Raw genomic sequence first — 9,728 nt, 5'->3', positions numbered from 1 at the left:
TTACTAACCCTATTTTTAATCTTAAACTTTAGGGTGCTTTTTCATGCTTATTTTTATTCAGTTTTTATCAATATCATTACTTATATTTTCTTTGTTTCACCTCTTGACTTTTAATAGTTAGTCTTTCTTTTTATTTATGATTCGGGTTTTACCGTTGGTTGTGGTATGGTAATTGTGCGTGAGTCCTGCCCTTGTGGGTAGGACTTTTCTATACCCTTTAAGTGTCTAATGGATAGTCTTTTTTTAGCCCTAGGTTGGCTTATCCTAGGGCTTTGTTGGGGTTAACAATATATTATTTATTTTTAATGTTGTTTAAATGTGTAATATCCCCCATTTCCAAATTGTGGTGTTATCTTTACATCTGCTTCTGGCAATTCTAAAGTATAAGTGATGTAATAATCCACACTGCCACCTGTTTTTATATTCATACTTATTGGAGATGTATATTCATCTGAAACTGAGCCTTGGCCCCCATTTAATATATATTCTTGATTTTCATCTTCTTGATACATTTTGAAATCAAAGATAAAAGTCATCCATGGATCAGCTGTATCTTGTTTTTTATTTGTAAAATTTATAGGGATTACTAATATTTTAGAATCATCATATTTTGAATTAGTTATAAAAGCGTCTCCAGTTTGTTTGTAAATTCCATCGTCTGTTTCCCATGCAAAATAATCTTCTTTTTGTGTTTCTCCTGGCTGAGATTGGATAATTTGACTAGATTTTACTTCTTCCTCTACTGGTTCCTCTACTGGTTCTTCTATAGGCTGTTCAGCCTCTTCAACAGCCTCTGTTTCAGGTTCCATTTGATTTTCTTCAGATACCTCAGGTTGGGTTGGGATTTGTTCTTCCTTTTTTTCGTTCCCACATGCTGCTAATAAGCTTGCTGCAATTAGCACTAATAATGCTTTTTTCATAATTTCCTCCTATATTTTTTATATATAAAGCCTTGCGGCTAGATACCTATATTTTTCTTCTGATTTCTTTTACTATTCCTAGGATCCTGACGGGTTCGTCTCCTGGGCCGTAGGTTTGAGGGGAGTAGTTTGGGTTTATTGGTCTTAGGGTTACTGTGCCATTTTGATTTTTTATAACTGTCTTTAAAGTGGCTTCGTAGCCATTGACATAAACCGCTGCGTCTGTGCCACTTTCGCAGTCTGGGCATTTTTCTATTATTACGGTGTCACCATCTAGGTATTTGGGATACATGGAATCACCATCTACTTTTAGGCCTAGATAGGTCTTGTTTTTGTCGTATTCTTTTAGGGATAGGTCTTCGGTGTCGGTTATTTCTTCTATTGCTTCTATCGGTATTCCTGCTGGTATGCTGCCGTAAACATTGATTGTTATGTAGTCTTGGCCTTCTACTGGGCGTTCGTTACCTAGAATGTAGTCGAGGGACACATCGAATAACTGTGAGTATTTTTTTAATACATCTGTGCTTGGCGTTCTTTCATCTCTTTCATACATGCCTATGCTTGAAGCTGTAACATATAATTGTTTGGCTAGTTCGCCTTGGGTCTTTCCTGATAGACTTCTTAAGTGTCTTAATCTATTTCCTACACTCATGGTTTCTCCTTTCTAAAACGCTTTGTGTTCTTTTATTTTATTATAACACAAATTGTGTTAAATAAAAGAGGTTAAACCCAACATTTAGTGTTAATTTTAAAGAAAATATCAAAAAAATCTTGACATTAACACTAAAAGTGTTATAATGGTATCAAGATAAGATATTGAGGGGGTGGTAGATATTGAAGCTATCAATAGAAAATTAGGGAATAAATTAAGAAAATTAAGAATAAATGCAGGGATGAGTAGAAAACAACTTGCGGATATGTTTGGATTGACTGTATCTGCGGTTGGTATGTATGAACAAGGTAGAAGAACACCTAGTGATGATATAAAGATCAAATATTCTATGTTATTTGATAAAAGCATAGATGAATTATTTTTTTAATTAAAAATAACACTAATAGTTGCTTTTTTATAATAATAAACAACTTAAAGTGTCTAAGGAGGATTAATGAAAGAATTAAAGATATTTGAAAATAATGAGTTTGGAGAAGTGAGAACATCGATTATTGATGATGAACCATATTTTGCACTCAATGATGTTTGTAGGATTTTAGAGATAAACAATCCTAGTCAAGCAAAGTCAAGACTTAATAAAGATGGGGTCATTAGTAATGAGGTCATCGATAGTATGGGAAGAACTCAATTAGCTAATTTTATCAATGAAGCTAATCTATACAAACTAGTTTTCCAGTCAAGAAAACCAGAGGCAGAAAGATTTGCGGATTGGGTTACCTCAGAGGTCCTACCAGCGATTAGAAAGCACGGGGCTTATATGACTGATGGAGTCATTGAAAGAACTCTTACAGATCCTGACTATTTGATTATGCTTGCGACTAACCTCAAGGAAGAGAAGGCCAAGAGGGCTTTAGCAGAGGCACAGATTGAGAAAAACAAGCCTAAGGTTCTATTTGCTGATACTGTTTCAGCTTCTAACAAGTCATGTTTGATTGGTGAACTAGCTAAGATGATAAGCCAAGAGGCTATTAGGACGGGCAAGGCTCAAAAGAAGATTGGCCAGAATAACTTATTCGCCTGGTTAAGGAATAATGGATATTTGTGCAAGGGTGGCGAAAGAAAGAACCAGCCTAAGCAAGTATACATCGAGCAAGGATTATTCGAGATGAAGAAGGGTTCATATGTAGATAGCAGCGGGGCAAATGTTGTAACTACTACTACCAAGGTCACAGGCAAGGGGCAGATATACTTTGTTAATAAGTTTTTAGGATAGGAGGTGCTTATAGGTGGAGAAAAGATTAGTTAAGAAAGAAGGAGTTAAGGAAGCGGCAAAGATACTTGGAGTTACTGAGCAGGCGATTGTCTGCGGGCTTAAGGCTGATAAGTATAGCTTCGGGGCTACTTTCTTGGGAAAAGGGAGCGAAGATATGATTTATGTTGATATGTTTAGTTTGAAGTTAGTGGAAGAAGGAAAGATTTCACCTTTTAAGGGTGGATGGGTTTTATAGGAGGAATTATGCAAGAAAGAGGAAGAATCCCTAGGAGTAGAAAGAAGAGAATTGAGCTTATTAAGTGTGGAGCTAAGGACCTTGAGGAATCTTTAGCACTTAAAGAAATTGAGGGCTTCGTAACAAATAGAATCACAGAAAAAATGATTACAACCCTAATAGCCTTTATATGGTTGATGATTGCTATGTATGGCAAGACTCCTTACTGTCAGATTTGGGGCATACCTTTTGCAATTATAAGCCTAGTGATTGGTTTATGGATGATATAAAAAAATTGCCTAGCTGGAACTAGGCAAAATTGAAATTAACTCATGAAAATTATACAAGTTTTAAGAAAAAAGGACAAGTTTTGAAAGCGAAAGATCAAGTGGAATTTAGTGAATCCATTCAGACACTATCTGATGATGATTTAGAAAAGGTTAGAGAAATACTGTTAAGCAAGGAGATGACAGATGATAACATGACCAAGCTTAAGCATGTAGATATAGCAATTGAAAGCAGGGAAAGACATAGGAGGTATATGGATAAATTATGAGGATTAGTTTTGCACTTACTAAAGAGTACGAAGTTTTTATAGATAAGGTCGAGCTTGACAGACTTTATGATGGAAGTGTTGATAGGGCGGTTAAGGCTATGTTAAGTGATGCCGAAGAAATCGACTCTTATGTTGATGATATTGAGATTTTAGATACAGAGTTATCATCTGAAGATGAAGCTTACGAAGAAGAACTTGATGATGAGTATAGGAGGGATATGGCCCTTCAAGAAAGCTTATATTTGAGGGATTTAATATGAAAAAGATTGCTAATTTAACTGAATTGACCAGGGAGGATTGGCTTAAGATGAGGACTAAGGGCATAGGCGGGTCAGATGCAGCGGCCGCCTGTGGTCTTAATCCTTGGAAATCTAAGGCTAGCTTATACCTTGAAAAGACTGGTCAGGTTGTAAAAGATATTGATAATGAGATCCTAAGGCAGGGTCGAGACCTTGAAGATTATGTGGCTAAGAGATTTACAGAGGCTACTGGTAAGAAGGTAAGAAGAAATAACTTTATGATGGCAAGAAAGGATTATCCTTTCATGTTTGCTGACATAGATAGGGAAGTGGTTGGGGAGGATGCAATCCTTGAGTGCAAGACTACAAGCCCTTATGCAAAAGATAAGTGGGCAGATGGGGCTATTCCTATAAATTACGAGCTACAATGCCACCACTACATGATGGTTACTGGGGCTAAGAAGTGTTATATAGCTTGCCTGATTTTCTCTACTGATTTTATTATCAGGGAGATAGAAAGGGATGAAGAAGTGATTCAGATGTTAGAAGCACAGGAGATTGATTTTTGGACTAACTATGTAGAAAAGGGAGAGATGCCAGCTCCAGATGGATCGGATGAGTATGACCAAGCTTTAAAAGATAGGTTTAAGGGTGGTCTTGAAGAGGGGCTGGACCTTGAAATAAATAAACAAGACTATGAGGCCTACAAGGATAGAAAAGACCTTATCAAGACCCTTGATGCTGATAATAAGGAGTTTGAACAGAAAATCAAGCTACAGTTAGGAGACCACGACTATGGCAGGAGCGAGTTTTTACAGGTTACTTATAAGCCTGTTGTTACTACTAGGATTGACACTAAGAGAATAAAGAAGGAAAGACCAGAGATTTTTGAGGAGTTTTCAAAGGTTACTGAGTCTAGGAGATTTAATTTAAAGGAGATTATGAGTGAATAAAAGAAACAAAAATTACGCTGATGTTTTAAGTGACATAACAAAAGATTATATAGAGACTTTAAAAAATGAAATCACTAGGCTGAGAGTTGAAAAGGCTCAGCTTATAAATAAACAACATGAGATTTTAGGGCAGTTAGATTTAGCTAGAGAACAAAGGGATAAATACTATCAAATGACAGATAAACTTGAGAAAAAAATATCAGTATTAGAAAAACCAGACGAAGCTTTTTAGGAGGATTACATGACTAACGCAAAACAAGCACTAAAGAACACACAAAACAAAGCACCAGCAAAAAAACAAAACAATACCGTTAGAGGCTTATTGATGGCAATGAAGGGGGAGATTCAAAACGCTTTACCTTCTTACCTAACTGTTGAAAAGTTTATTAGGACTGCCCTTACCGCTATTAATTCTAATCCTAAGCTTGCTGAGTGTAGTCAGGAGTCTTTACTGGCGGCAATTATGAACTCTGCCCAGCTTGGTCTTGAATTTAATACACCACTTGGGGAGGCTTACCTTATCCCTTATGGTAAAACAGTTAACTTCCAGCTAGGATATCAAGGATTATTAAAATTAGCCTACAATACAGGGCAATTTAAGAGGATAACTGCCCGTGAGGTAAGAGCAAATGAAGACTTTGATTTCGATTATGGTAGTGGTGAGATTTCTCATAAACCTTGCCTGACTGGTGATAGTGGAGATGTCATAGGCTACTATGCTATCTATCAAACCAAGGACGGGGGTCAGGATGTCTTCTATATGTCAAAGGCTGATGCCCAGAAATATGGTAAGACCTATTCAAAATCATATAATAGCGGGCCTTGGAAGACTAACTTTGACTCCATGGCCAAAAAATCTGCACTGATCCAGGTTCTAAAATATGCACCTAAGGCAATAGAAAGTCAGGCACTAGTCCAAGCGACAAACTTTGATAATGCTAACTTTGAAAAGACTAGCAAGGCTGAAAGCGGCGAAAGAGTCTACCAAGTCGATTATGAGATTGAGCCTGAAGTAGTAGAGGAAGAAGAAAAGGAAGCTCCAGCTAATGTCGACAAGGAGACGGGCGAGATTATCGAGGTAGACAAGCAGTCTGGACTCTTTGGTGATGATTTTGAGCCTGTCAAGGAGGTCTAATTGGGTGATAATAAGAGGTATTATTGGCTAAAATTAAAGGATGATTTCTTTGATAGTCGAAAGATGAAAAAACTAAGAAAGGTGGCTGGTGGTGATACTTACACCATCATCTACCTTAAACTCCAGCTTTTAAGCATAAATAATGAGGGGGTTATCGAGTTTGAGGGGACTGATGAAGATATTTATCACCAATTAGCCCTTGATATCGATGAAGAAATTGACGATATAAAAATGACTCTAGCTTTCTGTAATGCTAATGATCTTATTGAATATGTAAATGATGATGTTTTTCTAAATGAAGTACCAGCCTTGATTGGGTCTGAAACCCAGTCAGCAAGACGTGTAAGGAAGCATAGAAAAAAACAAAAGGAGTTACAAAGTAACGGTCAAGCGTTACAAAGTAACATTGATGTAACAAAATGTAACACAGAGCAAGAGCAAGATATAGAGCAAGAGATAAGAGATAAGAGTAAGAGCAGCAGCATAGAGGAAGAATTAACTTATCGCTGCTACTGCCAGTCGGTTAAGAACAACTCAAGTGTGGATGATAGGGCTTTATTTGATAGGGCTATCGAGCAATATGGTTGGAGAAATGTCTTGTATACCCTAGTAGTGATTAGGGATGAAAGAAAAGTAAAGGTCTCTAGCTTTAAATATGTACTTGAGATGCTGAGAGATGTAGATAATTATGAAGACTTTACTGTTGGCTTTGTGGCTGATAGAGAGATTAAGAAAATGAGGATGAATAAATGAAGATAGATTTAACAGATGATGAAGTAAAAATGCTTAATGATATTCTGACTGAGCTTTCACAAGACAATGAAGATGGTTTTTTTATTGATGAAGATGCTAAAAAGATAAGAAAAGTATTTGATGGTTTGCACAAGAAAGTCAGTGATTTTGTAAGGAGTTTACATGAATAAGGCGATTCTAATCGGGAGACTTACAAGAGATCCTGAACTAAGATATACACAGTCTAATCAAGCGGTTTGCACTTTTACCCTAGCCCTTGATAGAAAGCTAAGCAAGGACAAAAGAGAGGAGGCGGAGGCGAGTAATCGCCAGACCGCTGACTTCCCTAGGATTATTGTCTGGGGCAAGATGGGCGAGAATGCTTCTAGATATCTAAGTAAGGGCAGGCAATGTGCCATCGAGGGCAGGATTCAGACTGGGAGCTACCAAGATAGAGAAACAGGTAAGACAATTTACACTACAGATATAGTCGCTGATAGTGTCGAATACCTATCTAATTCGACTCAGGAGGGAAGTAAAAGTAATTCAGGTGTAAATACTAGCCGAGGCAATCAAAATCAAAATAACGAGTTTTTTGAGGACGATTTTAGCGAGATACAAGACGAAGGTCGCATTCCATTTTGATTTGGAGGTGAATCAATGAAATTTAAAGAAGGTCAATTGTACGAGATTACAAGGCTTGATGCTGATATGAGAGAGGATGAAAGAAAGTACAAGGCGAGGTTTTCTCATATGACTGAAAACTTGGCAGTCTTTGACAAAGGGGCTTACAAGGTGAGTGAGGTCAAGATAAATTATAGGAAGACTTGGAAAGTGAGGATGTTATGAAGTTAGTTGTTGGACTTATTAATGGCAGGTCTAGGACTCTTGAAGCTGATGATTATGATGTAGATGAATTTGCAGGTTATTTAAGAGTTTTTAAAGGCGATTTACAGATTGGAATGTTTAGGCTTAACCAAGTCACTTATTGGTATTTGGAGGATTAATGAAAAATAGAAAATTTATAAAGCTTAAAAAAGTTGTCCAGGGATTAGATGAAAAAGATGTAGATTTTACAAATGGCAATTTTAAGTATTGTGATGTTTATGTGCAGATTACACAGGATAGCAGGGGGACTACTATAAGCCTTGATGGTCTTTCTATTAGCCTTACTAAGTTAGGTTATAGGTTGGTGGAGGATTGATGGCTTACAACAAGTACAAAAACAAAAAAGTCAAAGTCGATGGTATCAATTTTGCTAGCATGAAGGAGGCTAGGAGATATAAGGAGCTTAAGCTTTTGGAGAGGGGCGGGGCTATAACTGACCTTGTCCTCCAGCCTCAGTTTCTTTTGATCCCCACGATTAGGAGAGAGGGAGAAACTTTAAAAAGAATATCTTATTTTGCCGATTTTAAATATTATGATTGCAATAAAAAGAAAAATATTGTTGAGGATGTAAAATCAGTAGCTACAAAAACTGAAGTTTATAGCCTTAAAAAGAGATTGTTTTTACTGAAATATGGCGATGAATATGAATTTCTTGAAATTATGTAAATTAAAGGAGTAACAATTGGAAGTGTTGAGTAAAACGGAGAAAAGTTGAGAAAAGTTGAGTAGATTTATAAAGATTTTACTGAAATGTTGAAATATAGGGCTTTTGTAAGAGTTGAGAAGAACGCAGTAAGTGTTGAGAAGAGCGGAGAAGAAGGGAATAAGTGTTGAGAAACTTAGCACTTTAATAAACAAAAGGAGATTTTAAGATGTTAGAAAGTGATTATTGTCCATATTGCAACCATGAAATAGAGCCAGACGATGTAGTAGAAGTTTGTGATATGGATGGGAACGAACAAGACGAGTTAGTGGAATGTCCTAATTGTGGAAAGTATATAAGAGCAAGTTTTGAACCAGTGCTTTGTATGTCACTAGAAAGCGAAGAGGCCTATCTAAGGAGATTGGAGCGTAACAAAGCAAATTATGAAAAAAGGCTTGAATCAGAACATGACCAATGGAGTAAAGATTATTATGAAAGGATTATTGAAGAAACAGAAAGAAAAATAGAAGAAGTAAAAGCAAACATTGAAGAGAACAAGAATCAAGAAGAGGAAGAGGAAGACTAAATGTATGCAAAATGTAGGGTCTATGACAAGCATTTAAAGGTTGTTAGAGATGTTAAGTATATTGACTTTACTAATAAAGAAGTTATGTACTATGCAGATGATTTTGAAGGTAACGAAGATGAAGTAAGCCTTGATATTGTAAGGGGTTTTGATGAAGTTAATCTTATGTGGTCTACAGGTTTAAAAGATGAAGAAGGCAAGGATATATATGAGGGAGACCTTATAGAGTATAGAGATGGCGAAGAATCATTTAAAGGTGAAGTGCTTATCGGATGCTTTGGTTCATATATCAAACATGATGGGGATTATACAAGCTTTGAAGATATTTCAGATGAAAATACCAGGCTTGCAGGAAATTGCTATGTAGTAGGAAATATTTACGAGGATCAAGATATAGAGGTAAAAAATGACTAGAAAAAGAGATATCAACGATTGGCTTTTGTGGCTGATGGTTTTAAAGATTTTTATGGATTGGTATGGTTGGAAAAGCCTTTTGCTTTGTTTAATGGGGGCGGTGGTTCTTTATGGGGCTACTAAAGTTATTGATGAGAAGATGGAGGGTAAAAGATGAAAAAATGTATGTACAAAAATAATAATGGAGAAATACTTGATAGAGAGTTCTTTGGGTTTTATCAATATTCAGAAGTGCTTAGACCTGAACCTGTAGTGTATGGACACAAAGGTGGAATAAGAGCATATCCTTTGGCTATAGTTATGGACGATGATGGGATAAGGTATATTGACCCTTTAGATATTAAATGTATTTATGAGGTTTAGACATGAAAGTAAAAGATTTTTTAGAGTGGTTTTCTGATTTTGACCCTGAAAGTGACTTGAAAGTTGAATTGCTTGAACAAATATATAACGACAATTTAGGATGCTGCGAAGAAATTTACACCCCTTTAGATGTGGCAGATACAAATTATTTATATGAAACCGATACTGTTTTTGTGACCATGCAATGGGGAGATTGAAG

General features: G+C 36.4%; 23 protein-coding genes. 21 read left to right on the top strand and 2 right to left on the bottom strand.

The genetic code is table 11. From position 1 onward, the window contains the following. Positions 1 to 302 precede the first annotated feature (302 nt). Both NH288_RS05660 and NH288_RS05655 read right to left on the bottom strand, forming a co-directional pair. Complete coding sequence (locus NH288_RS05660; RefSeq protein WP_265213794.1) at positions 303 to 920, bottom strand: DUF5067 domain-containing protein; 618 nt, start codon at positions 918 to 920, stop codon at positions 303 to 305. Between the two features lie 46 nt (positions 921 to 966). Next, a complete protein-coding gene (locus NH288_RS05655) occupies positions 967 to 1,572 on the bottom strand; it encodes a LexA family protein (protein ID WP_265213792.1) in 606 nt (201 codons plus the stop codon). Between the two features lie 172 nt (positions 1,573 to 1,744). On the opposite strand from NH288_RS05655, the gene NH288_RS05650 reads away from it, so the two are divergent. From NH288_RS05650 to NH288_RS05550, 21 genes are all read left to right on the top strand, one after another. Then, positions 1,745 to 1,960, top strand: a complete 216-nt coding sequence (locus tag NH288_RS05650; protein ID WP_265213790.1) for a helix-turn-helix transcriptional regulator — start codon at positions 1,745 to 1,747, stop codon at positions 1,958 to 1,960. 66 nt (positions 1,961 to 2,026) lie between these two features. Continuing rightward, a complete protein-coding gene (locus NH288_RS05645; RefSeq protein WP_265213788.1) occupies positions 2,027 to 2,806 on the top strand; it encodes a phage antirepressor KilAC domain-containing protein in 780 nt (259 codons plus the stop codon). A gap of 13 nt (positions 2,807 to 2,819) precedes the next feature. After that, a complete protein-coding gene (locus NH288_RS05640) occupies positions 2,820 to 3,041 on the top strand; it encodes a hypothetical protein (protein WP_265213786.1) in 222 nt (73 codons plus the stop codon). Between the two features lie 8 nt (positions 3,042 to 3,049). Then, positions 3,050 to 3,310, top strand: coding sequence for a hypothetical protein (locus NH288_RS05635; protein ID WP_265213784.1), 261 nt, complete (start codon positions 3,050 to 3,052; stop codon positions 3,308 to 3,310). 80 nt (positions 3,311 to 3,390) lie between these two features. Then, on the top strand, positions 3,391 to 3,576 hold the full coding sequence (locus tag NH288_RS05630) for a hypothetical protein (RefSeq protein ID WP_265213782.1): 186 nt from the start codon (positions 3,391 to 3,393) through the stop codon (positions 3,574 to 3,576). Continuing rightward, the gene (locus NH288_RS05625; protein ID WP_265213781.1) at positions 3,573 to 3,836 is read left to right on the top strand and encodes a hypothetical protein; all 264 of its coding nucleotides are present in this window, start codon (positions 3,573 to 3,575) and stop codon (positions 3,834 to 3,836) included. Before NH288_RS05630 ends, NH288_RS05625 begins: the two co-directional genes overlap by 4 nt. Then, the gene (locus NH288_RS05620) at positions 3,833 to 4,768 is read left to right on the top strand and encodes a YqaJ viral recombinase family protein (protein ID WP_265213779.1); all 936 of its coding nucleotides are present in this window, start codon (positions 3,833 to 3,835) and stop codon (positions 4,766 to 4,768) included. Before NH288_RS05625 ends, NH288_RS05620 begins: the two co-directional genes overlap by 4 nt. Then, a complete protein-coding gene (locus tag NH288_RS05615; protein WP_265213777.1) occupies positions 4,761 to 5,000 on the top strand; it encodes a hypothetical protein in 240 nt (79 codons plus the stop codon). Before NH288_RS05620 ends, NH288_RS05615 begins: the two co-directional genes overlap by 8 nt. 9 nt (positions 5,001 to 5,009) lie before the next feature. Continuing rightward, entirely contained in the window at positions 5,010 to 5,903 is an 894-nt protein-coding gene (locus NH288_RS05610; protein WP_265213775.1) for a recombinase RecT, read from the top strand. Then, positions 5,904 to 6,656, top strand: a complete 753-nt coding sequence (locus NH288_RS05605) for a phage replisome organizer N-terminal domain-containing protein (protein ID WP_265213773.1) — start codon at positions 5,904 to 5,906, stop codon at positions 6,654 to 6,656. It begins immediately after the preceding gene. Continuing rightward, complete coding sequence (locus NH288_RS05600; RefSeq protein WP_265213771.1) at positions 6,653 to 6,826, top strand: hypothetical protein; 174 nt, start codon at positions 6,653 to 6,655, stop codon at positions 6,824 to 6,826. Before NH288_RS05605 ends, NH288_RS05600 begins: the two co-directional genes overlap by 4 nt. Next, on the top strand, positions 6,819 to 7,280 hold the full coding sequence (locus tag NH288_RS05595) for a single-stranded DNA-binding protein (protein ID WP_265213770.1): 462 nt from the start codon (positions 6,819 to 6,821) through the stop codon (positions 7,278 to 7,280). Before NH288_RS05600 ends, NH288_RS05595 begins: the two co-directional genes overlap by 8 nt. Positions 7,281 to 7,295: 15 nt before the next feature. Next, entirely contained in the window at positions 7,296 to 7,484 is a 189-nt protein-coding gene (locus NH288_RS05590) for a hypothetical protein (protein ID WP_265213768.1), read from the top strand. Further along, positions 7,481 to 7,642 carry a hypothetical protein gene (locus NH288_RS05585; protein WP_265213767.1) on the top strand — a complete coding sequence of 54 codons (162 nt, stop codon included), beginning with the start codon at positions 7,481 to 7,483 and terminating at the stop codon, positions 7,640 to 7,642. The genes NH288_RS05590 and NH288_RS05585 overlap by 4 nt, the downstream gene beginning before the upstream one ends. Beyond that, complete coding sequence (locus NH288_RS05580; protein WP_265213765.1) at positions 7,642 to 7,839, top strand: hypothetical protein; 198 nt, start codon at positions 7,642 to 7,644, stop codon at positions 7,837 to 7,839. Before NH288_RS05585 ends, NH288_RS05580 begins: the two co-directional genes overlap by 1 nt. Next, the gene (locus NH288_RS05575) at positions 7,839 to 8,189 is read left to right on the top strand and encodes a DUF1064 domain-containing protein (protein ID WP_265213763.1); all 351 of its coding nucleotides are present in this window, start codon (positions 7,839 to 7,841) and stop codon (positions 8,187 to 8,189) included. Before NH288_RS05580 ends, NH288_RS05575 begins: the two co-directional genes overlap by 1 nt. 206 nt (positions 8,190 to 8,395) lie before the next feature. Further along, complete coding sequence (locus tag NH288_RS05570; protein ID WP_265213761.1) at positions 8,396 to 8,752, top strand: hypothetical protein; 357 nt, start codon at positions 8,396 to 8,398, stop codon at positions 8,750 to 8,752. After that, positions 8,753 to 9,166: a YopX family protein gene (locus tag NH288_RS05565; protein ID WP_265213759.1), complete on the top strand. Its 414-nt coding sequence runs from the start codon at positions 8,753 to 8,755 to the stop codon at positions 9,164 to 9,166. Beyond that, positions 9,159 to 9,323: a hypothetical protein gene (locus NH288_RS05560; protein WP_265213757.1), complete on the top strand. Its 165-nt coding sequence runs from the start codon at positions 9,159 to 9,161 to the stop codon at positions 9,321 to 9,323. The genes NH288_RS05565 and NH288_RS05560 overlap by 8 nt, the downstream gene beginning before the upstream one ends. Then, a complete protein-coding gene (locus NH288_RS05555) occupies positions 9,320 to 9,529 on the top strand; it encodes a hypothetical protein (protein WP_265213756.1) in 210 nt (69 codons plus the stop codon). Before NH288_RS05560 ends, NH288_RS05555 begins: the two co-directional genes overlap by 4 nt. Before the next feature lie 2 nt (positions 9,530 to 9,531). Further along, positions 9,532 to 9,726 carry a hypothetical protein gene (locus tag NH288_RS05550; protein WP_265213754.1) on the top strand — a complete coding sequence of 65 codons (195 nt, stop codon included), beginning with the start codon at positions 9,532 to 9,534 and terminating at the stop codon, positions 9,724 to 9,726. The last annotated feature ends 2 nt before the right edge of the window (positions 9,727 to 9,728 follow it).

Origin of the sequence: Anaerococcus sp. NML200537, from assembly GCF_026131715.1 — a bacterium.
Classification (GTDB): domain Bacteria; phylum Bacillota; class Clostridia; order Tissierellales; family Peptoniphilaceae; genus Anaerococcus; species Anaerococcus kampingae.
This window is presented reverse-complemented; position numbering and strand designations above follow the sequence as displayed.

Coding starts and splice junctions, on each gene's coding strand:
- NH288_RS05660 (WP_265213794.1), bottom strand. CDS start 920: ATGAAAAAAGCATTATTAGTGCTAATTGCAGCAAGCTTATTAGCAGCA.
- NH288_RS05655 (WP_265213792.1), bottom strand. CDS start 1,572: ATGAGTGTAGGAAATAGATTAAGACACTTAAGAAGTCTATCAGGAAAG.
- NH288_RS05645 (WP_265213788.1), top strand. CDS start 2,027: ATGAAAGAATTAAAGATATTTGAAAATAATGAGTTTGGAGAAGTGAGA.
- NH288_RS05635 (WP_265213784.1), top strand. CDS start 3,050: ATGCAAGAAAGAGGAAGAATCCCTAGGAGTAGAAAGAAGAGAATTGAG.
- NH288_RS05625 (WP_265213781.1), top strand. CDS start 3,573: ATGAGGATTAGTTTTGCACTTACTAAAGAGTACGAAGTTTTTATAGAT.
- NH288_RS05620 (WP_265213779.1), top strand. CDS start 3,833: ATGAAAAAGATTGCTAATTTAACTGAATTGACCAGGGAGGATTGGCTT.
- NH288_RS05610 (WP_265213775.1), top strand. CDS start 5,010: ATGACTAACGCAAAACAAGCACTAAAGAACACACAAAACAAAGCACCA.
- NH288_RS05600 (WP_265213771.1), top strand. CDS start 6,653: ATGAAGATAGATTTAACAGATGATGAAGTAAAAATGCTTAATGATATT.
- NH288_RS05595 (WP_265213770.1), top strand. CDS start 6,819: ATGAATAAGGCGATTCTAATCGGGAGACTTACAAGAGATCCTGAACTA.
- NH288_RS05590 (WP_265213768.1), top strand. CDS start 7,296: ATGAAATTTAAAGAAGGTCAATTGTACGAGATTACAAGGCTTGATGCT.
- NH288_RS05585 (WP_265213767.1), top strand. CDS start 7,481: ATGAAGTTAGTTGTTGGACTTATTAATGGCAGGTCTAGGACTCTTGAA.
- NH288_RS05580 (WP_265213765.1), top strand. CDS start 7,642: ATGAAAAATAGAAAATTTATAAAGCTTAAAAAAGTTGTCCAGGGATTA.
- NH288_RS05575 (WP_265213763.1), top strand. CDS start 7,839: ATGGCTTACAACAAGTACAAAAACAAAAAAGTCAAAGTCGATGGTATC.
- NH288_RS05570 (WP_265213761.1), top strand. CDS start 8,396: ATGTTAGAAAGTGATTATTGTCCATATTGCAACCATGAAATAGAGCCA.
- NH288_RS05565 (WP_265213759.1), top strand. CDS start 8,753: ATGTATGCAAAATGTAGGGTCTATGACAAGCATTTAAAGGTTGTTAGA.
- NH288_RS05560 (WP_265213757.1), top strand. CDS start 9,159: ATGACTAGAAAAAGAGATATCAACGATTGGCTTTTGTGGCTGATGGTT.
- NH288_RS05555 (WP_265213756.1), top strand. CDS start 9,320: ATGAAAAAATGTATGTACAAAAATAATAATGGAGAAATACTTGATAGA.
- NH288_RS05550 (WP_265213754.1), top strand. CDS start 9,532: ATGAAAGTAAAAGATTTTTTAGAGTGGTTTTCTGATTTTGACCCTGAA.